This is a genomic window from Desulfoluna sp. CLI2B (assembly GCF_056847375.1).
In genome coordinates, this window is record NZ_CP186557.1 from 2,324,228 (window position 1) to 2,350,197 (window position 25,970).

20 protein-coding genes are annotated in these 25,970 nt (G+C 56.6%); 12 read left to right on the plus strand and 8 right to left on the minus strand.

Annotated features, from left to right (window positions below; all coding sequences use genetic code 11):
• Positions 1 to 1,480: 1,480 nt before the first annotated feature.
• A complete protein-coding gene (locus ACOYW2_RS11120; RefSeq protein WP_482770443.1) occupies positions 1,481 to 3,586 on the minus strand; it encodes a SulP family inorganic anion transporter in 2,106 nt (701 codons plus the stop codon).
• A gap of 1,217 nt (positions 3,587 to 4,803) precedes the next feature.
• On the opposite strand from ACOYW2_RS11120, the gene ACOYW2_RS11125 reads away from it, so the two are divergent.
• A complete protein-coding gene (locus ACOYW2_RS11125; RefSeq protein ID WP_482422979.1) occupies positions 4,804 to 5,097 on the plus strand; it encodes a hypothetical protein in 294 nt (97 codons plus the stop codon).
• A gap of 91 nt (positions 5,098 to 5,188) precedes the next feature.
• Here the strand turns inward: ACOYW2_RS11125 and ACOYW2_RS11130 are convergent, their stop codons facing one another.
• The 5 genes from ACOYW2_RS11130 to ACOYW2_RS11150 form a co-directional block, all read right to left on the minus strand.
• On the minus strand, positions 5,189 to 6,004 hold the full coding sequence (locus ACOYW2_RS11130) for an SDR family NAD(P)-dependent oxidoreductase (protein ID WP_482770444.1): 816 nt from the start codon (positions 6,002 to 6,004) through the stop codon (positions 5,189 to 5,191).
• Positions 6,005 to 6,068: 64 nt separating this feature from the next.
• A complete protein-coding gene (locus ACOYW2_RS11135) occupies positions 6,069 to 7,349 on the minus strand; it encodes a Y-family DNA polymerase (RefSeq protein WP_482770445.1) in 1,281 nt (426 codons plus the stop codon).
• Positions 7,350 to 7,537: 188 nt separating this feature from the next.
• On the minus strand, positions 7,538 to 8,131 hold the full coding sequence (locus tag ACOYW2_RS11140; RefSeq protein ID WP_482770446.1) for an alkaline phosphatase family protein: 594 nt from the start codon (positions 8,129 to 8,131) through the stop codon (positions 7,538 to 7,540).
• Positions 8,128 to 8,871 (minus strand): alkaline phosphatase family protein, encoded by a 744-nt coding sequence (locus ACOYW2_RS11145; protein ID WP_482770447.1) that lies wholly within the window; start codon positions 8,869 to 8,871, stop codon positions 8,128 to 8,130. The genes ACOYW2_RS11140 and ACOYW2_RS11145 overlap by 4 nt, the downstream gene beginning before the upstream one ends.
• Positions 8,872 to 9,009: 138 nt before the next feature.
• Positions 9,010 to 10,293 carry an MFS transporter gene (locus ACOYW2_RS11150; protein ID WP_482422984.1) on the minus strand — a complete coding sequence of 428 codons (1,284 nt, stop codon included), beginning with the start codon at positions 10,291 to 10,293 and terminating at the stop codon, positions 9,010 to 9,012.
• Positions 10,294 to 11,551: 1,258 nt separating this feature from the next.
• Between ACOYW2_RS11150 and ACOYW2_RS11155 the strand changes: the two genes are divergently transcribed.
• Complete coding sequence (locus ACOYW2_RS11155; RefSeq protein ID WP_482422985.1) at positions 11,552 to 12,481, plus strand: foldase protein PrsA; 930 nt, start codon at positions 11,552 to 11,554, stop codon at positions 12,479 to 12,481.
• 16 nt (positions 12,482 to 12,497) lie between these two features.
• Positions 12,498 to 13,511 (plus strand): 3-oxoacyl-ACP synthase III family protein, encoded by a 1,014-nt coding sequence (locus ACOYW2_RS11160; protein WP_482416268.1) that lies wholly within the window; start codon positions 12,498 to 12,500, stop codon positions 13,509 to 13,511.
• A 484-nt stretch (positions 13,512 to 13,995) separates the two neighbouring features.
• Here ACOYW2_RS11160 and pgi read toward each other — a convergent pair whose 3' ends face one another.
• Positions 13,996 to 15,630, minus strand: a complete 1,635-nt coding sequence (gene pgi / locus ACOYW2_RS11165; protein WP_482770448.1) for a glucose-6-phosphate isomerase — start codon at positions 15,628 to 15,630, stop codon at positions 13,996 to 13,998.
• 333 nt (positions 15,631 to 15,963) lie between these two features.
• On the opposite strand from pgi, the gene ACOYW2_RS11170 reads away from it, so the two are divergent.
• Positions 15,964 to 17,214, plus strand: a complete 1,251-nt coding sequence (locus ACOYW2_RS11170; protein WP_482770449.1) for a protein GlmU — start codon at positions 15,964 to 15,966, stop codon at positions 17,212 to 17,214.
• 39 nt (positions 17,215 to 17,253) lie between these two features.
• The gene (glmM, locus tag ACOYW2_RS11175; RefSeq protein WP_482770450.1) at positions 17,254 to 18,597 is read left to right on the plus strand and encodes a phosphoglucosamine mutase; all 1,344 of its coding nucleotides are present in this window, start codon (positions 17,254 to 17,256) and stop codon (positions 18,595 to 18,597) included.
• 161 nt (positions 18,598 to 18,758) lie between these two features.
• Here the strand turns inward: glmM and ACOYW2_RS11180 are convergent, their stop codons facing one another.
• Complete coding sequence (locus ACOYW2_RS11180) at positions 18,759 to 19,460, minus strand: Bax inhibitor-1/YccA family protein (protein WP_482416264.1); 702 nt, start codon at positions 19,458 to 19,460, stop codon at positions 18,759 to 18,761.
• 409 nt (positions 19,461 to 19,869) lie between these two features.
• On the opposite strand from ACOYW2_RS11180, the gene ACOYW2_RS11185 reads away from it, so the two are divergent.
• The 7 genes from ACOYW2_RS11185 (at position 19,870) to ACOYW2_RS11215 (ending at position 25,826) form a co-directional block, all read left to right on the plus strand.
• The gene (locus ACOYW2_RS11185; RefSeq protein ID WP_180144961.1) at positions 19,870 to 20,142 is read left to right on the plus strand and encodes a hypothetical protein; all 273 of its coding nucleotides are present in this window, start codon (positions 19,870 to 19,872) and stop codon (positions 20,140 to 20,142) included.
• A gap of 470 nt (positions 20,143 to 20,612) precedes the next feature.
• On the plus strand, positions 20,613 to 21,962 hold the full coding sequence (gene xseA / locus ACOYW2_RS11190) for an exodeoxyribonuclease VII large subunit (RefSeq protein WP_482770451.1): 1,350 nt from the start codon (positions 20,613 to 20,615) through the stop codon (positions 21,960 to 21,962).
• Positions 21,943 to 22,185, plus strand: a complete 243-nt coding sequence (gene xseB / locus ACOYW2_RS11195) for an exodeoxyribonuclease VII small subunit (protein ID WP_482770452.1) — start codon at positions 21,943 to 21,945, stop codon at positions 22,183 to 22,185. The genes xseA and xseB overlap by 20 nt, the downstream gene beginning before the upstream one ends.
• Before the next feature lie 102 nt (positions 22,186 to 22,287).
• The gene (locus ACOYW2_RS11200; protein WP_482770453.1) at positions 22,288 to 22,917 is read left to right on the plus strand and encodes a polyprenyl synthetase family protein; all 630 of its coding nucleotides are present in this window, start codon (positions 22,288 to 22,290) and stop codon (positions 22,915 to 22,917) included.
• Positions 22,889 to 23,077: a hypothetical protein gene (locus ACOYW2_RS11205; RefSeq protein WP_482770454.1), complete on the plus strand. Its 189-nt coding sequence runs from the start codon at positions 22,889 to 22,891 to the stop codon at positions 23,075 to 23,077. Before ACOYW2_RS11200 ends, ACOYW2_RS11205 begins: the two co-directional genes overlap by 29 nt.
• A gap of 75 nt (positions 23,078 to 23,152) precedes the next feature.
• Positions 23,153 to 25,063 carry a 1-deoxy-D-xylulose-5-phosphate synthase gene (gene dxs, locus ACOYW2_RS11210; protein WP_482770455.1) on the plus strand — a complete coding sequence of 637 codons (1,911 nt, stop codon included), beginning with the start codon at positions 23,153 to 23,155 and terminating at the stop codon, positions 25,061 to 25,063.
• Between the two features lie 40 nt (positions 25,064 to 25,103).
• Positions 25,104 to 25,826: a TlyA family RNA methyltransferase gene (locus ACOYW2_RS11215; RefSeq protein ID WP_482416260.1), complete on the plus strand. Its 723-nt coding sequence runs from the start codon at positions 25,104 to 25,106 to the stop codon at positions 25,824 to 25,826.
• Positions 25,827 to 25,970: the final 144 nt, after the last annotated feature.

A 25,970-nucleotide genomic window follows, 5' to 3' on the forward strand; every position in this document is an offset into this window, starting at 1 on the left:
CGCACCGAAAGGCATCCAACAAAGCGAGTTTGAACGATTTTTTTTTGAAAGACGCCCGTATAACCGAAGCCGCCAAAAGCGTAAGGCCGATGGCCCTCGTTACGTCACGCGGTGCGGGGGCCGCACCCTACAAAAACCGGACGTTGACGATAAGTCATACCGCCGCGAGCTTCGACAGTAGGCGATGTGCCGCAGGGTGCGCCGTGCGCACCGAAAGGCATCCAACAAACCGAGTTTAAACGTTTTTTTGAAAGGCACCCGTGTAACCGAAACCGCCAAAGCCGTAAGGCCGATGGCCCTCGTTACGTCACGCGGTGCGGGGGCCGCACCCAACGAAAACCGGGCGTTGACGGTGAGTCATACCGCCGCGTGTTTCGACAGTAGGCGATGTGCCGTAGGGTGCGCCGTGCGCACCGAAAGGCATACAACAAACCGAGTTTAAACGATTTTTTGAAAGGCACCCGTGTAGCCGAAACCGCCAAAAGCGTAAGGCCGATGGTCCTCGTTGCGTCAAACGGTGCGGGAGCCGCACCCTACAAAAACAGGGCGTTGACGATGGGTCATACCGCCGCGTGTTTCGACAGTAGGCGATGTGCCGTAGGGTGCGCCGTGCGCACCAAAAGGCATCCAACAAACCGAGTTTAAACGATTTTTTAAAAGGCACCCGTGTAACCGAAACCGCAAAAGGCGTAGGGCCGATGGTCCTCGTTACGTCACGCGGTGCGGGGGCCGCACCCTACAAAAACCGGACGCCGACGATGGGTCATACCGCCGCGAGCTTCGACAGTAGGAGATGTGCCGTAGGGTGCGCCGTGCGCACCGAGAGGCATCCAACAAACCGAATTTGAACGATTTTTTGAAAGGCGCCCGTGTAATCAAAACCGCCAAAGGCGTAAGGCCGATGGCCCTCGTTGCCTCAAGCGGTGCGGGGGCCGTACCCAACGAAAACCGGACGCCGACGATGGGACATGGACATACCGCTTCGTACCTCAGCAGAGGCCTAAGAATTCAATAAATATTCCGAAAAATATATTTCCGAATGATCCGGCTTGTACCGGTGGACAATTTCCGTGTGATTTTCTTCAAAAGGGAAGAATCCCTTTTTGCCAGATGGTCAGAAACGATCTCGTCTGTTGTGTCATCTAAAATCGGTAACACCTTAAAATCTGCGAGGCACGACATGGTTTCCTCATACATTTACGGTTAAGAGAAGCATCCGTTATGGATCATAGCCTTAAATACATACCAGAAATCAGCCGCCATGCCCACCAACACGTTAAAAGCAAAAGAAAAAAACGCAGCGTCCCGGCAAAATGAACCTTGCCGAGCAAGAGCGTTACCTGTCGTGACCTTCAGTAGGGAAGGGGGCATGTGTCCCTCAGACTAACCGTGAGGTCAAGTGCATGCCCCCGTTGTTCTCGATCAGGCCCTAACCTTGTGGCGGGATTTTTCTTCCCTGGGCAGGTAGGTGGAAGGTAATCTACCGGCACCCCCCCTCCCTGTGAATCTTTTCATAAACGGATTTCAGCGCCTCGTCACCGGTGGCATAAAAATGATCCTCGCCGATGGTCTCCAGAAGATGGGTTCGCTTCAACACGTCGAAGACCCTCTCCTTCACTCCGCTGAAGGAGACGTCCCGATTGCTTTCACGCACGGTCTCCACCAGAATGGCCAGGGCCTCTTCCCCTGATGCGTCGATGTCGTTGATTCCGCTGGCTTCGATGATGACGTGCTTCAAATCCGGCTTTTCGGCGATATACGCCAGGACCTTGTCCTCAAGGTAGGTGGCGTTGGTAAAGATCAACGCCCCGTCAAAACGGACCACGGCAATGTGGTCGCACTCCTTGAGCCCGTATTTTTCCGCGCTCTTCAGGGAATCGTCATGGGATCGTGAGAGAAGCGCCACCTGGGGCCTGAGGCTCTTGAAAAGAAAAACCAGAAAGGTCATGCCCACCCCCACATAGATGCCTTCTTCCAGGTTGGGGGCAAAGTAGAGGGTGCAGACAAAGGTCACCACGGAAATCACGCCGTCGGCCCGCTTTGCCTTCCAGGCATGGACAAACCCTCGCACATTGATCAGCCCGATGACTGCCATCATGATCACCGCCGCCAGCACTGCCTGGGGAAGATGGTAGAGAAGGGGGGTAAAAAAGAGCAGGGTCAGGGCCACCATGATGCTGGTGACCACAGAGGAGATCCCGCTCACCGCGTTGGCCTGAAGGTTGACCGCAGAGCGGGAAAAGGAACCGGAGACCGCGTAGCTCTGGCCAAAAGCCCCGATCATGTTGGCAAGGCCCTGGCCGATGAGCTCCTGGTTGGGGTCGAGTTTTTGTCCCGTTTTGGCGGCCATGGCCTTGGCAATGGCGATGGCCTCCATAAACCCCAGCAGGGAAATAATCACCGCATAGGGCAACAGCTGAGCAAAAGCCGCCAGGTAGCTGCTGTTCTCCGGTGCGGCAGGCACACTGAGTTTCAAGCCCCGGGGGACCTCTCCCACAACGGCTCCCGCACCGATCATCTCAATGGCGTCGTCTGCGATGACCCGGTTTTTTACCCGGATGCGCCATGTGCGGCCATCGGTCTTCATGCCCGGTGGCAGGGTATCGCTTACGTAGAACCCGCGTATGCCCGCAGTCTCGTCCGGCGCAAGGAGGTGCACCCGTCTCAGGGCTTCCCGCTTTTGGCGGGAGGCCTCCTTGAGCCCCTGGATTTCCGCGTTGATCATGGCCAGCCTGTAATCGAATTCAAGCTGTTCCGAGGAAGGCGCCTGGGGCGATAATTCTTTTCGCCTGTTGTTCAGGGTTGCCCGTTCTTCAGCAAGATGTTCAATGGATCGGATGTCATCGTTGAAGGCGGCAATGGTCTCAAGGACTTTAGGTGCATGGATATCGGCCGTTGTCACCACCTGATCGTTGTTGAAATGAAATGCTTTGGACAGGACAATGGTCAGGGCCACGGCCACCAGAACGTTCGGGACCTTTGGCGCCACGCGTTTGAGCACCAGCATGACGGCAATGGCAAAAACGCCCAGGCCCAGGGTGGGCAAATGGGTGTAATGAAGGGCGGACTGGATGACATGGATAATGGTCTGGTAGTGATGGGGTGCCTTGTCCACATACACGCCGAAGAGCTTTGAAAACTGGCTGGATGCGATGATAATGGCCGCAGCATTGGTAAACCCGTTCACCACAGGATGGGAGAGAAGGTTCACCACCAGCCCCAGGCGAAGCGCCCCCAGAAGGAACTGAAAGATCCCCACGGTAAGCGCCAGGAGCACAGAGTAGGCGATGAACTGGGCACTTCCCGCTGTGGCCAGCGGTTCAAGGGAGGCCGCTGACATCATGGAGACAATGGCCACCGGCCCTGTGGCCAGCTGGCGGCTCGACCCGAACAGCGCTGCGATCATGGGCGGCAGGAATGCCGCATACAGACCGTAATACGCCGGAAGCCCGGCAAGCTGGGCGTACGCCATGGACTGCGGTATCAACACCATCGCAACGGTGATACCGGCCACGAGATCGGTTTTGAATGTGCCTGAGTCGTACGCCTTGAACCATGATAAAAACGGAAAAATCCTGGTTAGCATGTGGGTTTTCCCCCTCTACAGTGGAGCGTTATGGTTTGGCAAACGGTGGTCCCCGTCTGCTTACGATCCTGCACAGATATCCACCAGAAATTAAGCAAATCACCAGGCACAATAAGGCAAGAACCCCCTTCACCATCCGGGGCAAATTATGCTTACCAAACAATGGATTAACATACGTACTACACCAAGACAAGAACGGGGTCGCAAAAGCGACATATCAAAAAAAGGAATTAAGTAAGGTTGATATGATGTTATCGGCGGCTACGGTCGATGGCCCGCATGACACAAAACGGCACGTGCAGTCTAACGAGTTCCCACAGGGCACGAAAAATCGTAGGGTGCGCCGTGCGCACCGAAAATTACATCCGCGATTTCACCCCACGTAAATTGAAGCGCCTTTGATGAAGTGAACTTCCCGGTATTAAATGATATGCCATCGATCGAAATGACAGCATAGTCTGTTTTAGAAATGACGAACGATACCATGGAGCACAGAAACAACCATGTACAGACAGAAGCCATAGCCACTGAGTTTACTGCCCAGTTCAATGAGACAAAAAGAGCTATACATCCAAAGACATACAGGGATCTCCAGCCAAGACTATAATGTTTAATTTTCGTGACATGTTCCATAATGGGACAGGGTAGTTCTGAAAGAATAGAAGTGAATAACCCCAAGGATTTACCACAAAAAAACTATTGACACGGTAAAAATATGAAATTAGGCTGGGATGTAATAACTAGTTATTACGACGTTTTTGGAATTCATGATGCGACCCGACAGGATGCACCAACATCCTGCCAGGCCTGACCAAAACAACCTTTCTCGGAGGTCGTCATGGCTACACGGTTTTTTACACCACACCCATCCCCATTTCAAGTCGTATTTTCCTTCAACCGCGCAACGTTGCGCATCTTTCCCCTGCTAAAACGGCGTTGTACATTCCCGCGGGGTAGTGATTGGTGAACAATGCGCGGGGAGCATGTCATAGCGGACTGATAAGCCATAACCGCTGTTGACGTATCTCTCAATGCGATCTCTGTTTACTGATCCTCAATCACCCGCGGTGTGCCCGGCGACTCCACGGCCCGGATATTTCTCGATTTTTCCCATGAAATATCCGGGTTGACCAGGGGTGCGCCGTGGGTGATCGAGGCGATCCATCTCTCCCCACGGAGATCCACTTACGATTCACACCCAATACAGGTGATTCACCATGACCTCACCAAACAGCCTGCCCGGCCCCGGCATGTTTTCAGGGTCGGAAATCTCTGAACTCTGCGATGCCATCAAAGACGTTCACCGCCTCCTCACGTCCGTGGGAGCTTTCTTTTCCGAACTGGAGAACGCTGAGGCCCCGGGTGGAAACGGCCTCCAGATCGATTTCAAAAAATGGGGGCTTCGCACCATCACCGAAGATCTTCTGGAACGGCAGTACCAGGCCGTTGATCAAATCGTATCGTTTTATCGGGAAGAGCAGAAAAAAATGATCAAGAAGGGGAGGGGATAGACATGTTTGAGGCCCTCGGCTCCCATTGCGTCAGGCGATGCGGGAGCCGACAGGCCGGATGGGCTCCGTTACGTCAAACCACGCTCGAGGTTTAACGGTGGACCATACCGCTGAGAATCGCTTCGATTTCACGCACCACCGCCCTGCATTTCTGCTCGTCAAGGGCATCGGGGTGGGGGGAGGCAAACCGGCCCACGTCGTTGTCGAAATATGTGCCGGAGGCATGGGCGAACTCTTCGGAAAGGGCGGCACGGCAGAGAATGTCCGCGCCGATGCCCAGGTCTGCGCCGTCTCTGCCATAGGCTTCTTTCACCATCTTGCTGCCCAGAAAGGAGCGGGGATTCACCGCAATGACGGACGGCCCTTTGTCCCTGAGGGAGAGGGCCATGTGGCGGGACCACATGGTCAGGGCCAGCTTGCTCTGGGCATAGACAGCGCCGTCGCCGAGCCGACTCGGGCCATGCAGCGCCTTGGGGGCCAGGGAGGCCTGCGCGGCGGACGAGAGATTGACCACCCGGCCTGTGGCGCCCATCAGGGGAAGCAGGCGCCTGGTCAGGAGATAGGGTGCAATGGTGTTGACCGCAAACCGGATGTCCAGCCTGTCCGGCGTCTCGGTTTCAGGTGCTGTGAACACCCCTGCGTTGTTGATCAGCACATCAAGTCTGTCGTGGGCGTCCAACACCGCCTTTGCCATGGTTTCCACATGGGCCAGCCGGGAGAGGTCCGCAACATATCCGTACATTGGCCCCGCACCGGGCAATGCAGCCAGCACCTTTTCAACCGATTCAAGCTTGGCGGGGTTGCGCCCGTGCAGCAACAGGGTGTGGCCGTCCGAAGCCAGCATCCTGGCCGTTTCCAGGCCAATGCCGTCGGTGGCTCCGGTAAGGAGAATGGTTTTCGGTTCCATGCTTCCTCCCGATCTTCTTGGGGCGCATTGGCTATCATGCCGCCCCGGTGGGTTGCGTGGACGATCAGGTCACCCGAAGGACCTGATCCCAGCGCGTGGTGTAGGAAGGGGACTTGTGATTAAACCGGGTGTGCCAGGCCTTGGGGGCCAGGCGGCTTGCGGCGAGCCCGGAAGAAGCGTAGCCCACGGTACGCCGCCCCATGGATGTGTTCAGGGCGTCCACGGTTTTCATCAGGGCCGAAGAGCGGGTGCGGTCCATGGTATCGAAGAGGAGCTGCTGCTCCGCGGCTTCCCGGGTCAGCTCCCGCATGTGGACCCCGAGTTTTTTGAACGGGGTGTTCTCCCGGTAGATGGTGTCAAAGGCTTCAAGGGCGCCCTTGATGATCTCCGGGCTGTCCGAGGTCGTGGTCGGGAACCGGAACGTGGCCGTGTTGTAGTAGAAATCGTCTTTGCGGAACCTGCTGCTCATGGCGTAGACTTCCATGGCGCCTGCCCGGAGGCCGTCTTTTCGAAGCTTTTCAGCGGCCCGTTCTGCATAGGAGGAGAGGGCCTCCCGAAGTTCCCGGAGGTCATCGATGCCCCTGACAAAGGTGCGGGATACACCGACCCCTTTTTTTGTGGGCGGATTGGCCTCCAACGGGTAGCAGGAGATCCCGGAGAGCTCGTCCATGATCCGGGTACCGTTGATCCCCATGCGTTTGCGGATCATGGCCCGGTCCGCCTTTGCCAGGTCCAGGGCTGTGTTGATCCCCCGAACCTTCAGGAATTTTGCATACCGCCTGCCAACGCCCCACACCTTGCCCACCGGCGTGGCCGCAAGGGCCCGTTCATGCCAGACCGGATCACAGATATCGCAGACCCCGCCAAGGCTGGGGCATTTTTTGGCAAAGCCCGTGGCCACCTTGGCCAGGGTTTTGGTGGGGCCCACACCAACGGAGACCGGGATGCCCGTGTTCTGCGTCACGGTTTGGGCGATGGTGCGGCACAGGCCGGGAACATCTGCCGCCCGGAACGCAGAAAGGTCCAGAAAGGACTCGTCGATGGAGTACACCTCAAGGTCCGGCACCAGCTGGCCCAGGGTGATGGTCACCCGTCGGGACATGTCCCCGTAGAGGGCGTAGTTCGAGGAGAAGACGGCCACGTCGTGCTTTTTGAGCAGCGCCTCCAGGGTGAAGACCGGAGCCCCCATGCCGATGCCCAGGGCCTTGGCCTCGTTGGAACGCGCCACAGCGCATCCGTCGTTGTTGGAAAGGACGATGACAGGGCGACCCACAAGGGTCGGGTTGAACACGCGCTCGCAGGAGACGTAAAAATTGTTGCAGTCCACAAGGGCAAAGCGGGCCATGGGTGCCTCGATAAAGGTAATGGTTCGGGTTCCTGATGAGGGATACAATCACAGAATAAAGGCTCGGGCAACCTTTTGGAAGGATTTGTTACCCAAGGCGGCCCCGCCCCATGATCTCTGCGGGTCTTGGACATTGTGTGGCACGGCACATGATGTCATCAGAACAACAGCAGATCACTTCACAACTATCAGGCATTATCCTCCAGAACATTTCTCCCTTCGGCAGTCGGAATGGCAAAACCCATAATATGGGCAAGTGTCGGCGCAATGTCCACAAGCTCCATCCCGTTGATGTCTTTATTCTTAGGAATGCTCACCCCTTCAAGAAAAAAGGCGGCCCTCATCTCGGGAAACGTTTCTGAATAGCCGTGCTGAGCCATATAGGTGGGCTCTGATTTAAAATAGTTTCCCTGAGTCTGCTCCTGTATTTCATAGCCCGGCTTGGTTACAAGAACATAATCGAATTCAGATACGCCTTTTCTTTTGGCAAAGGCTTGCTGACCGGTCATCACCTCCATGATTCCGCTGTCCTCATCTTCTTGAAGCCGGTTCAATATTTCCTCTACCTTCTCTCTGACGGCGCTGTCATGGGAATGTTTCAGCTTGATGTACCCTGATCCGCCTGAACGCTGGCACCATGCCTTCCAGTCCGAGACATTGCCACTTTCATCAAACGAAATTAACCCCTCCCGGGCAAAAAGCGTATTGGGCCTTATATCTCCGATATTGTCCAGCATTCCATGGTCCGAGACCACGCACACAACAACATTACCGCCGGTCATTTCATCGAATAAGCAGGAGGTCGAACGCACCCAACATGATCGATCTTTTCCAGGGCCTCCAAGGCCTCCTTGCCGTAGGTTCCCACCTCATGGGCCACGGTATCATATGCAGCAATGTATGTTGTCAAAAAAAAGGGGGGGGTTCCAGCGCCGGAGGCTACCTTATTTTCAAGTAGCCATGATGAGAATTCCAGACGTTTTCCATCTCCTTTAAGGCTCAGATCCGTTGCAGGGTATTGCCCTATTTCTTGTTCCGCTTCCCTGACCAGGCCCTGAGGGCGGCTTACCGCGTCAAGTATTTTACTGTCCAGATGGGTTCCGTCCCTCCAGTACTCGGGAATATTATAATCCGCATCCGCTCCTACGGATGTCGGGAATCCCACGTTAACTGAGACATAACCATTTTTCCCGGCATAGTACCACAGGTTTTGAACCCTCTCGCTGACAAACCAGTTGTACGCTTTAAGGTGCTTTCCTTCAGGATCAAAGACATAATTGGTATGTATTCCGTGGGTGCCCGGATGGGTGCCGGTGATGATGGACTGATGACAGGGATACGTAAATGTGGGAAAAACGCTTTTGACGCCGCAGGAGGCATGAGTGCCGTTCTCCACAAAATATTTGCGAAGGTTGGGTAAATTCAGCCCGAGACGATCGGAATCGAAAACGAATTCAGACTTTACGGCATCTATTGATACCAGCACAACGCTTGGTCTTATCGTTTTATTCACTTTCACCACCTCTTAGATGTGTCCTCTGCAAACACGGTTTAAAATGTGCTATTAGACGAAACCAAGGGCCATCTGTAACCGTGTGTTGCCTGGCCGTACCTTATAGACACGGACCATTTCAGGTCCGTGTCATATTATTCCTACACGTCAGGCAAATGCTTCCTGGGCTTCCTTTTGCGCGGCCTCTTTTTTCTTTGCCACCATTTTGCAAAGGATGCTGCTCACGATAACACCCATCACGGCGCAAGCCGTCATCAAAATGAAAACATGCTTGTATCCGCCAATTCCCGGAGTACGGTCAAGCAGTCTGCCATAGACCGAATACATAAACATACCCGGAGCATATCCGATGAAACTTCCTATGGACATGGCGGCACCGCTGATTTCTCTGGGAACATCCACTTCATCCATGGGGGCGAAAAACACGGCCCTCTGGGTGTATACAATGGCACCAATACCAAGGGTAACCACCATCCCTACATAGACATTCATGGATTCGTGGGGCAGCAGGATAAATGCCGTCATGGCGACAATAAACGCGATAAAGGCGAGCCTTAAATAGCGTGATGCGGATTTCACCTTTTTGTCTGCCAGCATCCCGCCGATAGGACCGCCCACCATTTTTAGGCCATAGACATTGATAATACCGTATGCGCCGACCAGGGTAACAGGCAGCCCATAGATATCTTTCAAAAAGGGAATAAAATATGTCAAACCGCAGAATACGGAATACACGGAGAAAATGGTGAATGCCACCGTCCAGATCTGGGGGGTTTTTACGGCCTTGATCATTCCGTCAATGGCAAGCTTGTTTCGGCTAGCCCCTTTAGCTTGAGCCGCTTCTATCTTATCATCCTCAATCAGGAAATATGAAATAATCCCGACAACAATAACAGTTACGGAATAAAATATGATTGCCCCCCTGAATCCTGCAGCCTCCTTGCCCAGCCAGGCAAATATTGCCAGTGCGCTGAAAGCGACGATGGTGTCGACAACGCCCCTTCCGGCTTCAAGGAATCCGAACATTCTTCCCTGCTCATCTTTATTTCCTAACAACCTTACCGCTTTGAGCAGAACAGGCCAATAGGCCATGTCGCAGACAACGCCGAATAACGCCCAGGTGACAAGAATTCCGGTATAGCTGGGAAATGTCGTCAGGTAGAACCCAAGGCACCCGGTCGAAATCAATGACACAGGTATCAATATCCTTTTTGAGAATCTGTCGGACAGATAGATTGAAAAAATAAAACCAAAGGACGCTACAGTTCCCCAAGCAGACATGGCGTTACCTATTTGGGTATGCGTCAGGTTGAAATATTCCTGCATAGGGACATAAAATGCATCTTTCAACGATGCAAGTTTATATATTGTTCCCCCACCAAGAACCAGAACCATAAATCTAAACCATCTGTTTACCTGCTTATCTCCCATTATCCTCCTCCTCTTCTGGTAAATTCAGAGGTCCCCACCTCGGGTGGGGGGACTCCCCAAGTTTGACAGTTCCACCAGTGGAAGTAGTCAACTTTACTAAAAAGTTTAACGGCTCATAAGATAAGTACCGTCACAGTCGGGGTTTAGCTGAGCTATGGGTTCATAACCAAAAACGCACATGAAAAAATTAGTATTCGTAACCTTTGAGTCTATTTTTTTCATCGCATCAGAACATTACAAGCACTTGCACCCAATCCGAATAAATCGAAAAGTCAAAAGGAATCTAACTGGCGGTAGTGCATTCCATATCCCGGTAAACCTTGTATCCGTCCTTGTGCTAACAATATTAACTATTACAGAGTAACACACAGCAACTTACGTGCCGGCCACATAGCAAAACACCGTTCCTGCCTTCCCAGAAACGGACAGGCAAATCTATTCTCTAAAAAAATCAAAATGTTAATATCAGAAATATATGTTGCTCTTTTTTTATTTTACACTCTGGGCAAGAAAAGCCTGACAAATATATTTGTCTATATGTTGACCCAAAGAATGAAATGACAAATATATTTGTCGTATGTATTGACAAATATATTTGTCATTTAGGAATAAACAACCGATATGCCATTTTCTTGCGAATCATACGTTTAATGAGGAGTCGGGGTGAAATACGTGGTCGGCCCATGTCCCTTTTTGAAAGAGTTCTCGATGAATTTGTTGTTCATTCGTAACTATTCAGCTGCGGGGAAAGGACCGATCTGTTCGGCAGGAAGGAAGGAACACCAACCACTTTGAAAATAGGGAAGGGGAAGCAACACGCAATAAAAAACCATAACAGCTATATATTAAGCGTTTTTTACAAAACCCACGGTTTTCTGCTCGATTTTCTCAGCCTCCGGGCGAGCCGAGTTCACCCATTTTTTGCGTTATCAGAGCCTTGAGGTAAACCACTACATCTGCAGCTCTGATGCCTTGAATATAGGTGCACTCGACTCGTGAACTATCCGGGATAGTCTGACCACATGACCCCACGATCCAAAAACAGGGGACGGCAACAGCCGTAGCGTAGGCTTACCTTAATAATAAGGCGATAAGGCGGTGGCCCTTGTTTATTATGCGCACCGGGACGTCCCGCCTGTCCCTGTTTGACATATCGCACGCCAGTGCGTAGAGTGTCAGAGCACGATGGAGGGCATCCAAGCCCTCACAAGGTCCTGCATAACCATGTACCCATTTAAAAACACTTTGGAGACCACACATGCTGAAACCTCTCACCAGACTCCTTGCCACCACCTCGGCATGCCTCATGCTTATGGCGGGTGGAGCCGGGGCCATGGAGATCGCTTCCGTCAATGACGAAGCCATCACCCTCAAGGAACTGAACTACGCCGTCCAGACTCTTCCGGAGTATCGGAAGCTCCAGCAGGAGGTCCTCAAGCGCGTTATCATCAACACCCTCTACTACCAGGAAAGCGTAAAAGCGGGAATCAAGGTGGAAGAGAGCCTTGTGACCGAAAACTATGAGAAGCTGAAAAACAGGTTCACCGGCGACAAGGTGGACTTCGACAAGCTCCTGGCCTCCCAGGGCAAGACACCGGCAGACATCAAAAACGGCATCCGAAAGCAGCTCATGGTCCAGGCCTTTATGGAGCAGCTCGATAAAAAAGCCAACATCGTGGTCACCGACGAGGAAGCCCGACTCTTTTACGATGAGCAGCCCTCCCTTTTCAGCACCCCGGAGAAGGTACGCGTCAGCCACATCCACATCGCACTTCCCGCCGACGCCACCGACAAAGAGACCAAAGAGGCCCTTAAAAAGATCCAGGACGTGGAAAAAGAGCTGGACGCCGGCAAACCCTTTGCCGAGGTTGCCAAGGCCAAATCCAACGCGGTGGACGCCAAGAACGGCGGGGATGTCGGGTTCATCACCAAAGACTCTCCCGTGGCCAAATCCCTGCTGGATGCATCCTTTTCCCTGAAAAAGGGTGAGCGCAGCGGCATCGTCAAGTCCCTGGACGGCTACCACATCATTGAAGTGACCGATCGCAAGGCGCCCTCCACCATGGGCTTCGACGAAGTCAAAAGTTCCATCAAGAACAACATGACCAAAGAACGCCTGCAGATCCAGCGCGCCTACTTTGAAAAGTCCATGGCAGACAAGGCCGACATTAAAATCTACCTTAAATAGAAAGGAACATACATATATGAAACGAAGTGTAATCAGAGGCACCGGCCGTTGTATCCCCTCCCGATGCGTCACCAACGATGATCTTTCTAAGATGATGGACACCAACGACGAGTGGATCCAGCAGCGCACCGGCATCAAGACCCGTTACTGGGTTCCGGAAGGGGAGATCGTCGGGGCGTCCGACCTTGCCCTGGAAGCAGCCAAAAAGGCCCTGGCCACCGCCGGCTGGGAAGCCGAAGAGCTGGACCTGATCATCTTCGCCACCCTGAGCCCGGACATCTTCTTCCCCGGCTCCGGTTGCCTCCTTCAGGCCAAGCTGGGCCTCTCCGAGACACCGGCCCTTGATATCCGCCAGCAGTGCACCGGCTTTATCTACGGCATGGGCACGGCAGACGCCTACATCCGCAGCGGCATGTACAACAAGGTCCTGGTCATCGGGGCCGAAGTCCACAGCACCGGCCTGGACAAGACCACAGCCGGTCGTGACGTGGCCGTGCTCTTCGGAGACGGTGCAGGCGCCGTCTGCCTGGAGGGGATCGAGACAGAGAAGAACATAGGCATCCTCGGCACCATCCTGAAGGCCGACGGCAAATTCGCCGATAAGCTCATGCTGGAGCTGCCTGCCTCCAAGTACCCGGAGCGTATCAACGCCGAGCTGCTCAAGACCGGCGGCCAGTTCCCCACCATGGACGGCACCCGCATCTTCAAGCTGGCCCTCCGCAAGCTCCCCGAGGTCACCCGTGAGGTCCTGGACCAGGCCGACATGACCCTGGACGAGATCGACATGGTGATCCCCCACCAGGCCAACCTGCGTATCAACGAGGCCTACCAGAAAACCCTGGGACTCCCCAGCGACAAAATCTTCAACAACATCCAGAAATACGGCAACACCACAGCCGCAACCATTCCCATCGCCCTGGACGAAACCATTGAGCAGGGCCTCGTGGACCCCGCATCAAGCACCGTCCTCTTCTCCGCATTGGGCGCAGGGCTTACCTGGGCGGCCATGATCTACCGCTTCGGCGAGTAGCAGCCGCTGCCGCAAGGCACTTGACCAAACAAAAAAACGGAGCCGCTTTTTAAAAAGCGGCTCCGTTTTTTGTTTTGGGCCATAGGCGACCAGACCTGCGCCATCTTAACGGACGCGCGCTCGCCTTCCGTTGTAGGGCTGGCGAAAAATAGAATAAAAGCGCCTCCGGCGGCAAGGTGAGTCACCTTGAAAGCTGGTTGCCGCCACACATTGACCCTCGTTCCTCTGGTCAATGTGTGGCGGCATTTCTTTCGTTTTGATCCGCGAGGCCGGTCGGTGGTTCGTGAGGGACGCCGTGCGCACCGAAAAACATTCAAGATGTCGATATTGTAAGGGTTTTGGCAAAGGACGGTGGCAAACGCTACGTCAGGCGGTGCGGGAGCCGCACCCTACAGCACGCGTAACCGGTCGGTGGTTCGTAGGGTGCGCCGTGCGCACCGAAAAACATTGAAATCCCCCGGCAGGGCCGCCAGAGGCATGCCCCTTAAAGGGGCAACCGTCCGGCAAACAACCGTTCCAGATAGAACCGGGTGATCTCATCCATATGACCGAAGCTGTGCTCCGGATTCGTATTGCGCGCCACGATCTCCCGGCGCAGATCGTTGGCGATGGTCTTGCCCAGCTCCACCCCGAACTGGTCAAAGGGGTTGATGTCCCAGATAAAGGCTTTGTACACGGTCTGAGCCTCGTAGTAGGCGAGGAGACGCCCCACGTTCACCGGGGAGAGGTCGTTGAGCAAGATGGTGGAGGAGGGGCGGTTGCCCTGGAAGAACCGGGTCTTTTCCTCGGAATCTTTCCCCACGGCAAGGGCCGTGGCCTGGGAGATGAGGTTGGCCCAGAGTTCCTGGTGGTTGCTCACCCCGTGGGGGCGGCAGCTCCCTTCCGGGTACTGGGGCGTGATCACCCCGATAAAATCGATGGGGAAGGGGTGGCCCTGGTGGGCCAGTTGGAAAAAGGAGTGCTGGGCGTTGGTGCCGGGCTCTCCGAAGATGATCACCCCGGAGGACTGGTCGATCTCGTAGTTGTTGATGGTAACGGACTTGCCGTTGCTCTCCATATTGAGCTGCTGGATGTGGGGGGCCAGCTTGGAGAGGGGAGAGGCATAGGGAATCACGGCCTGGGCCTGGTACCCGAGGAAATTGTTGTTCCAGATCCCGATGAGGGCCGACACCAGAGGGATGTTCTCAGGGGAGGGGGCGTACTTGGTGTGGATATCCATCTCCCGGGCCCCTTCCAGAAACTGGTTAAAGCGGTCGTAGCCCAGGTAGAGGCTCAGGGGCACGCCCCCCACCGCCGAGGTGACGCTGAACCGGCCGCCGATGAAATCGAACATGTGAAAGGTCTCGATGCCGGACTCTTTGCCCTTGTCCCCGGGGCTCCCCTTGCTGGTCACCGTCACGAAATGCTTTACGGCATCCAGGCCGCAGGAGGTCATGTAGGCCTTCATCTGCTGGGCGTTGGCCATGGTCTCCACCGTGGTGAAACTCTTGGAGATGACGATGCACAGGGTGGATTCCGGGTCGATCTTGGTCTTGATGGTCTCGAAATTGTGGGAGTCCACGTTGGAGAGAAAATGGAGCTCCATGCCTTTGTCGGCATAGGCAAACAGGGCGTTGGCCACGAACTCGGTGCCCAGGTAGGAGCCGCCGATGCCGATGACCACGATGTGACGAAACTTTTTCCCGGTGCTGCCGCACACCGTGCCTTCGTGGACCTTTTCGCTGAACTCCTTCATCTGGCGACGAACCGCGTCGATCTCATCCATCACGTTGACCCCGTCCACGCAGATGGACTGGCCGGAAAAGCTGCGGGCGGCCGTGTGCAGGGCAGCGCGGTTTTCCGTCACGTTCACCTTGCAGCCGTCCACCTTGTCGCGATATTTGCGATGAACTTTCGTGACCTTGGCGAGTTCAAAGAGAAGGTCCATGGTCTTGCGCGTGACCCGTTGCCGCGAAAAATCGTAGAAGAAGTCTACATGCTTTAAGGAAAATCCCTCCATCCGGCCGTCTTCTTGTATCAGGTGCTTCAAATGGTATTCAGGCCTCTTCATCTCTTCCGCATGCGCTTTGAGTTTTTTCCACACAGGGGTTTTGCTGATCCTGAAACCTTTTTCAGCCATCGTCTCTCCAGTTCGTGTTGTTGTGATTCCGCGAGGCAATCGGGTTAAAAAAAGATTAAATTATAAGGGCGGGGCCAGGGTGTGACAAGGGAAAAAAATCCGCGACGGCTGCCACTGGCCAAGATACCGGATCACCAGTACATCCGTTCTTTAAAAATGGCGACGGTGAAAACCAGGCGATGACCGCCTACGCCATCCGGCCGGTGCCGGTGCCGCAGCACCCCTCAGTCCAGGGATCCTCCGCCGGGCCTTTCCCTTGACTTGCCATTCACCAGCCGTTAAAAACATGATATTTATAAACCTGACCACACCATCCTACCATAAGAGGCCATCATGAACGAAACAGAACCCGGTGACATCATTCGCGCGCTCCTGGACAAAGGCGTCAATATTCCCGCCCCCATGAGCATTGAGATCTCTCCGGAGGTCCGTATCGATCGTATCTCCGGCGACGGGGTGACCCTTCACAGGGGCTGCCGCATCTCCGGGGAGGAGACCTTCATCGGCCCGGGGGTCGTCCTCGGCGAAGAGGCCCCCATGACCGTGGACTCCTGCCAGCTGGCCAAAGGCGTCCGCCTCAAGGGAGGCTTTGCCCAAAAAACTGTCTTCCTGGAAAAAGCCGAAGTCGGCTCCGGCGCCCATCTGCGCGAAGGCACCATTCTGGAAGAAGAGGCCTCCTGCGCCCACACCGTGGGGCTCAAGCAGACCATTTTGCTCCCCTTTGTCACCCTGGGGAGCCTCATCAACTTCTGCGATGTGCTCATGGCCGGAGGCACCAGCCGACGCGACCACAGTGAGGTGGGCAGCTCCTACATCCACTTCAACTTCACCCCCAACCAGGACAAGGCCACGGCCTCCCTTTTAGGAAACGTCCCCGAAGGGGTGATGCTGGACAAGAAGCCCATCTTTCTGGGAGGGCAGGGGGGCCTGGTGGGGCCGTGCCACCTGGCCTTCGGCACGGTGGTGGCCGCAGGCACCCTCATGCGCAAGGACGAGGAGACCGAAGGACGGCTCCACTTCGGAGGCGCCATGCGGGCAGGCTCCGTTGCCGCCCCCGAAGGGATCTACCAGAACGTCACCCGCATCGTGAAGCACAATATCCGCTACATGGGCAACCTCGTGGCTCTCTCCGCCTGGACCCGCCAGGTCCGAAGCGCCTTTGTGGGCAGGGCCTACCCCAAGGCAGTGCACCAGGGACACCTGGCCAACCTGGACCGTGCCCTGAATGAACGCATGAAGCGATTCCGCGCCTTTGCCGAAAAGCTTCCCGCCTCCCTTGCCATGGGCATGGAAAAGGGGACGGTTCCAGCCGACTCCTCCCTGGCCGCCCAGAAAAAAGAGGTGACGGCACAACTCGTAGCGTTTCAAGAGGCTCTCCAGGCCTTTGCCGCTCCTGGCGCCCACCCCAAGGTTCCCGGCCCCTTCGAAGAGGTCGTGGGCCAGATGGCCGCCGGGGCCGGTTACATTGAAACCATCCACGGCCTGGACGACCGGGAACGCGCCTTGGGTCGGGACTGGCTCTTCGACATCGTTCGCCGCACCGAGGCCCTCGGGGCCGATCACTTCTCCTTAACTTACGCTTAAAACATGGGTCACAACCCATTAAAAACCAAGGTGATATCCATGAAATTATTCGGAACCGACGGCATCCGCGAAACCTTCAATCAGCATCCCATGACCGTGGAAACCGCCCTTCGGGTGGGCCAGGCCGTGGCAGCCACCTTTGCCACACCGTCCAAGCACACCGTCATCATCGGGCGGGATACCCGTCAATCCGGCCAGGCCCTGTCCTCGGCCCTTGCCGCAGGCGTCATGAGCATGGGCGCCCATGTGGCCCTGGCGGGTGTGATTCCCACACCCGGCGTGGCCTTTCTCACAGCCGCCCATGACGAGGCAGCCCTGGGCGTGGTGATCTCAGCCTCCCACAACCCCTTTGAAGACAACGGCATCAAGCTGTTTAATGAAGATGGCTTCAAGTTCGACGAGGCCGTGGAAGCCCGCATCGAAGCCCTGGTTGCAGACACCGACGCCCTTCAGTCGCACCTGGAAGCAGCATCCACCGTGGGAACCATGAACCACATCCCTCATGCCGCCACCCGCTACCTGGGCTTCCTTAAAGAGGCATGCCCCGTGGATCTCTCCGGCCTGCGGCTGGTGGCCGACGCCTCCAACGGCGCGGCAAGCAGCCTGGCCGAGCCCCTGCTCAGGGGCGCGGGAGCCGAGCTGACCCTCATCAACGCCGCCCCCAACGGGATCAACATCAACGCAGGCTGCGGCTCCGAGCACCCGGACGAAGTACAGGCCCTGGTGACATCCTCCGGAGCTTCCGCCGGCCTTGCCTTTGACGGAGACGCCGACCGCTTGATCTGCGTGGACGAGACCGGAGAAATCGTCTCCGGCGACCAGGTCATCGCCATCGTGGCCGAATACTACCGAACCCAGGGAATCCTTGCCAACGACACCGTGGTCACAACCGTCATGAGCAACATGGGCCTTTCCGCATGCCTGGAAGAAAAGGGGGTCACCCACACCAAGAGCGCGGTGGGGGATCGCCACGTCATGCTCGCCATGAAAGAGCAGGGCGCCGTGGTGGGCGGGGAAGACTCCGGCCACATGATCTTTCTGGATCGCCACACCACCGGAGACGGCCTGTTGAGCGCGCTTCTCCTGCTCACCGTCCTCAAAGAGACCGGCAAACCGCTGTCCGAACTGAAGCAGGCCATGACCGTGTTTCCCCAGGTCCTCATCAACGTGGACGTTGCCGAGAAAAAGCCATTGGAAGAGCTCACCGCAGTGCCCAAGGCCATTGACGAAGCAGAAAAAGCATTGAACGGAAAAGGGCGCACCCTGGTGCGCTACTCCGGCACCCAGAAAATGCTCCGGGTGATGGTGGAAGGGGAGGACGCCGACCTGACACGCTACTGGGCCGAGGCCATTGCCGAGGCTGTTCGCCGAGAGATCGGATAAAAAAAGCCTCCGGCGGCGAGGTGTGCCACCTCGAAAGCAGGTTGCGAATGCGCTTTTGACTTTGACCGGAAGGGCCCGTGTATACGCCCTAAAAAAAACGGCCCGTGTTACCCGGATAACCGGAAACACGGGCCGTTTGGATTCACCAGAAAAGCTGTGGGCTATTCGCGGTTCCCCATGATGCGAAGGAGCATGAGGAAGAGGTTGATGAAATCAAGGTAGAGGGTGAGGGCACCCATGATGGCGCCTTTGCGCAGGGTCCCTGCGTCCAGGTCTCCGGGCTGGGAGAGGGCCATCATCTTGATTTTCTGGGTGTCGTAGGCGGTGAGGCCCACAAAGACGATGACGCCCACGTAGGAGATAATCATGGCCATACCGGAACTTCTGAGGAAGATGTTCACCACCGTGGCGATGATGATGCCGATGAGGCCCATGAACATGAAGTTGCCCATGCCCGTCAGGTCTTTTTTGGTCACCATGCCGTAGACGCTGCACGTCCCGAACATGGCCGCACACACCACAAAGGTCGAAAAGATGGACGACCGGGTGTAGACGATAAAGATAGAGGCGAGGGTGGCGCCGTTCAGGGCGGAATAAAGCACGAAGAGCAGGGTGGCCGTGCTTGCCTTGATCCGCTGGATACCGGCTGAAATGGCCACGACCATGCCGAGTTCTGCGATGATCAGACCGAAAAAGACCATGCGGTTGCCAAAGATGAGTTCGAGCATTGCACGGGAGTTGGCTACGTACCACGCCACACCGGCGGTAAGAAGAAGTCCCACCGCCATCCAGTTGTAAACACTCATCAGAAAGGTGTTTACCGCTGCCTGGGAACGGACATTTTGAACAGATGAAGACTGCATTGATCCTCCGAATTGAGAAGTTGATGATGACGCCGCAATGTTGCGAGGCTATCTCGTTGGATACCGGATCTTTATCGGACCATCCGGGCCCACAGCAGAAAAGATAACACAGGTATCCGCGATTTCAACCTGTAAAACGCGGCAGCGCCCGGCAAGAATGATCTGCGCGGGAACATAAAGCAAAAAACAGCCACTCATTTCAAAAATTTAATGGGGACAGGTGGCCGGGGACAGAAAAAAAACAACCCATGGCCACGATGGCAGCGGCAGGGTCACGGGGGATTCCCGGGGATGTTTTGCCCTTAAGGAACGTGCCGCACTTGACCTGGGCCTGCCATCCGGGATATGCGAAGGAGATATGGACACAGCAGCACAAAACCAACCGACAACCGCAGTGGAACCATCCACCATGAAACTGAGTCAGACCGAACTCTTTGAGCACCTGAAGACGACCCTTGAAAAAATGGGTGCCACGTATCAGGAACACAGCTTCCGGGCCACCACGATCCCGGTCAAGAGCGGCCTCTGCGTGGTTCGCGGGGAACTCTGCTTCATCATGGACAAACGGCGGAAGCTCCGCGAGAAGAATCGCATCCTCGGCCGCGCCCTGGCACGCATGGACCTGGACACCGTCCACATTCCGCCTGCGGTGAGGGAATTTATCTCTGGAGATGCATCGTGATGCATCAGGGGAGGCCCTCGAACCCTGACACGGGTTCCATATCCAAAAGTTTACATAATATCTATTATCGGACGTTATTAATAGATAGAGACCTACATCACGACGCAGCCATCCATCTGATTCCATACCTTTTTCATTAACGCAGTGTCATAAGCCCATTTGCAACCCACAGCGTTTGTTGCAACATGAACGGTGCCACTTGCATCTACGCCGATCCGCGTATCGTCACCACGGCAGACGACACGGGACGTCACCTGGAAAGCTGCGATCCCATCCCAAAACCCCATCGGCCAATAACGAGGCAGCTTGGTAGCCGGCGTCCCAGTTGCCGGGCTAAATCGGCTCTTTTGTTGAACCCCACCTGCAACTGTGCTAGATTGGCGAACCCGGAGCTGATAGTCTGTGCGCAGCCCGTGCCGATTTCCGGCGTCGGGCACCCCTTGGCAACCCCTTCAGGAAAGACATTGGAGATGACGGAACGAAAAGAGATTTATTCGGTCTCGAGCCTGACCCGCGAAATCAAAGGCGTGCTTGAGAACCGATTCCCATACGTGTGGATTTACGGAGAGATATCCAACCTTCGCATTCCCTCGTCGGGCCACTGCTATTTCACGCTGAAGGACCAGAGCGCCCAGGTCAGCGGCGTCCTCTTCCGCGGCCAGGCCTCCCGGCTGAAGTTTCGCCTTCAGGACGGCCAGACCATCACCGGGTTGGGACGCGTCAGCCTGTATGAGCCCAGGGGCACCTACCAGATCATTTTTGAATACATGGAACCCAAGGGCGCCGGGGCCCTGCAGCTCGCCTTTGAGCAGCTCAAGCGAAAACTCGCTGCCGAGGGACTCTTTGACGAGGCCATTAAGAAAAAACTCCCCCCCTTCCCCGAGCGCATTGCCCTGGTCACCTCCCCCACCGGGGCCGTGGTCCACGACATGCTCACCGTTTTTCGTCTCCGCTATCCCAATGCGGAGCTTCTGGTGGTGCCCGTAAGGGTCCAGGGCGAGCAGGCTTGCCTCGATATCCCGGCGGCCATCGCCGGCATCAACAGGCACATGACCGCTGACCTTATTATAGTAGCCCGGGGCGGCGGGTCCTTGGAGGACCTGGCCCCCTTCAACAGCGAAGAGGTGGCCCGGGCCATCCACGGGTCGGTGCTTCCCGTCATCAGCGCCGTGGGCCATGAGACGGACTACACCATCGCCGATTTCACGGCGGACATGCGGGCCCCGACCCCCACGGCAGCCGCGTCCCTTGCGGTTCCGGACAAAAAACGGCTTAAAGAAGACGTGGCCCTGCTGGCGGCCCGACTCCGCCTCTGCCTGGACCGAAGGATAGACGACGGGAGGCTGCGACTGAACGCGGCATCACGCCGCCTTGTGGACCCGAAGAAAAAGATATATGATCACAGGTTGCGGGTAGACGAACTGACCCAGCGCATGGCACGGGCAATCCGCCGGGAACTGAGCGATCGCCGGACCGCCCTTACCTGGCGCCGGGATCGGCTGGCCAAGGCCACTCCCCTTCTGGCCGTGGAGGCCGGACGCCGCGACGTTCGGGAGCTGTCCAGGCGCATGGAGCTTGCCATGGAGGCTCGGCTGGCCCGAAGTCGGGACACCCTGAAACGCTTGGAACAAAACCTCAGCGCCCTGAGCCCCCAACTGGTCCTGGACCGGGGCTACAGCATTGTGCGCGATTCACAAAGCGGTGAGGTCATCACCCGCGCAGCCCAGGTGGAGATCGGTTCTTCCCTGGATGTGGTTCTTGCAGACGGCTTGCTTGAAGCCGTTGTGGAAAGGAAAGACGATGGCAAAGAAAAAATTTGAAGAGGCAGTGGCTCAGTTGGAGGCCATTGTCGAAGATCTGGAGTCAGGGGATCTTCCGCTGGACAAGGCCATGAAACGATTTGAAGAGGGCGTCAAGCTCTCCAAGACCTGCTCGGACACCCTGGACGAAGCCGAGACCCGCGTGCGGATCCTCACCAGAGAGACCGCCGAGGGCCTCCAGGACGCGCCCTTTACCGAAACCGATCAGCGGGGCGCGGAATGAGCGCATTCGACTTGAAAGGGTACCTCGAAGAAACGGAGTCGCCGTGGTCTAGGCGCCCTTAAAGGACACCTGGACACCCTGACCCCTTCCGTGGAAACGCGGGTGGCACAGGCCATGGCCTACTCCCTCATGGCCGGGGGCAAGCGGCTGCGGCCCATCCTCTGCATGGCCGCCTGCGAGGCGGTGGGCGGAGACCCCGAAACAGCCATGAAGGCGGCGTGCGCCCTGGAGATGATCCACACCTACTCCCTGGTCCACGACGACCTGCCCGCCATGGATGACGATGATTTCAGGCGGGGACGCCCCACCTGCCACAAGGCCTTTGACGAAGCAACGGCCGTCCTGGCAGGGGACGCCCTGCTCACCTCGGCGTTTCACCTCATGGCCCTGGATCGGGGGCCCCGTGCCGAGGTGACCCTGGATGTCATTCGCATCATTGCCGATGCCTCGGGGGCCTTCGGCATGATCGAAGGCCAAATGCGGGACATCGAAGCCGAAGGCCGCGCCCTGGACCTTGGCTCTTTAAGGGAGCTGCACGGCCTCAAAACCGGTGCCCTGATCCGCGCCTCCGTGGAGTCCGGCGCCGTCATCGGCGATGCGGAAAACGGCGAGCGGGAGGCTCTGACACGCTACGCCGAAAAGATCGGCCTGGCCTTTCAGGTAACCGACAACGACATCCTCAACGTGGAGCAGGGACTGGACCATGGGCAAAGGGGTCGGCACGGACGCTGAACACGACAAGGCCACCTACCCGTCCCTCATGGGGCTGGCAGAGTCCAAGGCCTACGCAAACCAGCTGGTGGAGGAGGCCGTAAGCGCCCTGGCCGTCCTCGATGAACGAGCAAAACCCTTGAAGGCGCTGGCCCTGTACGTTGTCCAGCGCCAGCGTTGATTTCCGCCCCCAGGGGCAGAAACCGAACTTTTATTTCCTCACCATGGGTGGGGGGGAACCATACAGGTGATGGTGATGACCCTTTTAGAACAGATCGACTCCCCGGCAGACCTGAAGAAGCTGGATCGCAGCCAGCTTCCCCAGCTTGCCCGGGAGATTCGGGACAATATTGTGGATGTGGTGTCCAAAAACGGCGGGCACCTGGCCTCCAGTTTAGGTGTGGTGGAGCTGACCATTGCGGTTCACTACGTCTTTGACGTGCCCTTTGACAAGGTCGTCTGGGATGTGGGCCACCAGGCGTATGCCCACAAACTGCTCACCGGGCGGCGGGACGCTTTCCCAACCCTGAGGACCCTGGGGGGCATCTCCGGATTTCCCAAGGTGAGCGAAAGCCCCTACGACGCGTTTACCACCGGCCACAGCAGCACCTCGGTGTCTGCTGGCTACGGTATGAGCTGCGCCCGGGACATGAAGGGCGAAGACGGAAAGGTCATCTCCATCATCGGTGACGGCAGCCTCACCGGCGGCATCGCCTACGAAGGGCTCAACCAGTCCGGGCCCTCCAGTCGCAACCACCTGGTGATCTTAAACGACAACGAGATGTCCATCGCCAAAAACGTGGGCGCCCTCTCCTCCTTCCTGAGCCGCACCTTTTCCGCCAAGTACCTCCAGGACCTCAAGGGCGAGTTCAAAAAGGCCATGAAAGCCCTGCCCAAGGTGGGAGACGACATCTACCAGTTTGCCAAGAAGACCGAAGAGTCCTTCAAGGCCTTCGTCACCCCCGGCATGCTTTTTGAGGCGTTCAAGTTCGAATACCTGGGGCCCATCGACGGCCACAACATGGAACACCTCATCGACATCCTGGAAAACATCAAAAAGCTCAACAAGCCCGTGCTGCTGCATGTCATGAGCAAAAAAGGCATGGGCTACGCCCCGGCCGAAGCCAACCCCGTCTATTTCCACGGCGTGGGCGCCTTTGAGAAAGAGACGGGGACCAGCATGAAGGCCAGGCCCAAGGCCCCCTCCTATACCGAGGTCTTCGGCAGGAGCATGGTGGAGCTGGCCGAAACCGACAAACGCATCGTGGCCGTCACCGCGGCCATGCCCGAAGGGACAGGGCTCACGGAGTTTGCCTCCCGGTTCCCCGAGCGATTCTTTGATGTGGGCATCGCCGAACAGCACGGGGTAACCTTTGCCGCGGGCATGGCCACCGAAGGAATGAAACCGGTGGTGGCCATCTACTCCACCTTCCTCCAGAGGGCCTACGACCAGATCCTCCACGATGTCTGCCTGGACAGGCACCCGGTGATCTTTGCCGTGGACCGCGGCGGCCTCGTAGGCGAAGACGGTCCCACCCACCACGGGCTCTTTGACCTGGCCTACCTGCGGCCCCTGCCCAACATGGTCATCATGGCCCCTGCCGACGAAAACGAACTGCGGCAGATGCTCCGCACCGCCCTGGACCACGACGGCCCCATTGCCATCCGCTACCCGCGCGGGGCTGCCGAAGGGGTCCCCGTGGATGCCTCGGCCCCTGCCCTTCCCATCGGCAAAGGCGCCCTGGTCCGGGAGGGCAGCGACCTTGTCCTTCTTGCCATCGGCACCACCCTGGCCACCTGCATGGAAGCGGCCGAGAAGCTCTCGGCCCAGGGCATTGAAGCCGCCGTCATCAACGCACGCTTTGTCAAACCCCTGGACAAGGACCTCATCCTCCACTGGGCGGACAAAACAGGCCGCGTGGTGACCGTGGAAGAGCACATGAAGGCCGGCGGCTTCGGCAGCGCAGTTCTGGAGCTCTTCTCCGACGAGGGCCTGGCACACATCACCACCGCCCGTGTGGGCATCGAAGATCACTTTGTGGAGCACGGTCCCCGGGCAGAGTTGTGCCGTCGCCAGGGCATCTCCACCGAGGGTGTCATGGAGGCCGCGTTCCGTGTAACGGGACGGACCGAAAGCGTCACCACCCTGGCCGGAAAGGGCCGATAACGAGAAAGGACAAGGAAAACATTTGAGTCAGGAAGTGAAAATGAGAATTGACCAGCTCCTCGTGGACAAGGGGCTGGTGGAGAGCCGCCACAAAGCCCAGGCGCTGATTCTGGCCGGAAAAATACTGGTAAACCGGGTACCTGTCACCAAGGCCGGGACCAAGGTTTTGACAAGCGCCGAGATACACGTCAAAGAGGACGAGATTCCGTATGTCAGCCGAGGGGCCCTGAAACTGGAAGAAGCCCTGAAAACCCTTGAAATCGACATTGCCCATGATGTATGTCTGGACATCGGCGCTTCCACGGGAGGCTTTACCGATTGCCTGCTCCGACACGGGGCAGACAAAGTCTATGCCGTGGACGTGGGCTACGGCCAGCTGGCCTGGTCCCTGCGCAACGATGAAAGGGTCGTGGTGCTGGAACGCACCAATATCCGCTACCTGACGGAAGAGCAGGTCCCCGAGAAGGTGGACCTGGTCACCATCGACACCTCCTTCATCTCACTGAAGCTGGTGGTACCGGCGGCCCTTGGTTTTCTCAAAAAAGAGGGACGAATTCTCGCGCTCATCAAACCTCAGTTTGAGGTAGGAAAAGGGAAAGTGGGAAAAGGCGGGGTCGTCAAGGACCCGGCACAGCACGCGGAAGTCATCGACAATCTTAGCGATTTCTTCCAGGAACTCGGCCTTGAAAAAGAGGCTGTCATCCCCTCCCCCATCCTCGGCCCCAAGGGCAATCGCGAGTTCATTATCTCTTTGAAATACTGACGGGATTGATATATATACCTAAGTTCGTAACGGTATGTTTATACACAACGCCCCAAGGGGATTTCTCACAGGGCGTTGGCAGAAGCACTCGACCCGGCACGAACCGCTCGAAAGAGGCGGGGATGCGGGGTCGAGAAGCAAAAC

Bases quoted from the DNA above. Each gene is read 5' to 3' on its own strand.
- dxs (WP_482770455.1), top strand. From the start codon at position 23,153: ATGACCCTTTTAGAACAGATCGACTCCCCGGCAGACCTGAAGAAGCTG.
- xseA (WP_482770451.1), top strand. From the start codon at position 20,613: ATGACGGAACGAAAAGAGATTTATTCGGTCTCGAGCCTGACCCGCGAA.
- ACOYW2_RS11135 (WP_482770445.1), bottom strand. From the start codon at position 7,349: ATGGCCCGCTTTGCCCTTGTGGACTGCAACAATTTTTACGTCTCCTGC.
- pgi (WP_482770448.1), bottom strand. From the start codon at position 15,630: ATGGCTGAAAAAGGTTTCAGGATCAGCAAAACCCCTGTGTGGAAAAAA.
- glmM (WP_482770450.1), top strand. From the start codon at position 17,254: ATGAAATTATTCGGAACCGACGGCATCCGCGAAACCTTCAATCAGCAT.
- ACOYW2_RS11155 (WP_482422985.1), top strand. From the start codon at position 11,552: ATGCTGAAACCTCTCACCAGACTCCTTGCCACCACCTCGGCATGCCTC.
- ACOYW2_RS11185 (WP_180144961.1), top strand. From the start codon at position 19,870: ATGAAACTGAGTCAGACCGAACTCTTTGAGCACCTGAAGACGACCCTT.
- ACOYW2_RS11120 (WP_482770443.1), bottom strand. From the start codon at position 3,586: ATGCTAACCAGGATTTTTCCGTTTTTATCATGGTTCAAGGCGTACGAC.
- ACOYW2_RS11150 (WP_482422984.1), bottom strand. From the start codon at position 10,293: ATGGGAGATAAGCAGGTAAACAGATGGTTTAGATTTATGGTTCTGGTT.
- ACOYW2_RS11215 (WP_482416260.1), top strand. From the start codon at position 25,104: ATGAGAATTGACCAGCTCCTCGTGGACAAGGGGCTGGTGGAGAGCCGC.
- ACOYW2_RS11160 (WP_482416268.1), top strand. From the start codon at position 12,498: ATGAAACGAAGTGTAATCAGAGGCACCGGCCGTTGTATCCCCTCCCGA.
- ACOYW2_RS11140 (WP_482770446.1), bottom strand. From the start codon at position 8,131: ATGACCGGCGGTAATGTTGTTGTGTGCGTGGTCTCGGACCATGGAATG.
- ACOYW2_RS11130 (WP_482770444.1), bottom strand. From the start codon at position 6,004: ATGGAACCGAAAACCATTCTCCTTACCGGAGCCACCGACGGCATTGGC.
- ACOYW2_RS11170 (WP_482770449.1), top strand. From the start codon at position 15,964: ATGAACGAAACAGAACCCGGTGACATCATTCGCGCGCTCCTGGACAAA.
- xseB (WP_482770452.1), top strand. From the start codon at position 21,943: ATGGCAAAGAAAAAATTTGAAGAGGCAGTGGCTCAGTTGGAGGCCATT.
- ACOYW2_RS11180 (WP_482416264.1), bottom strand. From the start codon at position 19,460: ATGCAGTCTTCATCTGTTCAAAATGTCCGTTCCCAGGCAGCGGTAAAC.
- ACOYW2_RS11125 (WP_482422979.1), top strand. From the start codon at position 4,804: ATGACCTCACCAAACAGCCTGCCCGGCCCCGGCATGTTTTCAGGGTCG.
- ACOYW2_RS11205 (WP_482770454.1), top strand. From the start codon at position 22,889: ATGGGCAAAGGGGTCGGCACGGACGCTGAACACGACAAGGCCACCTAC.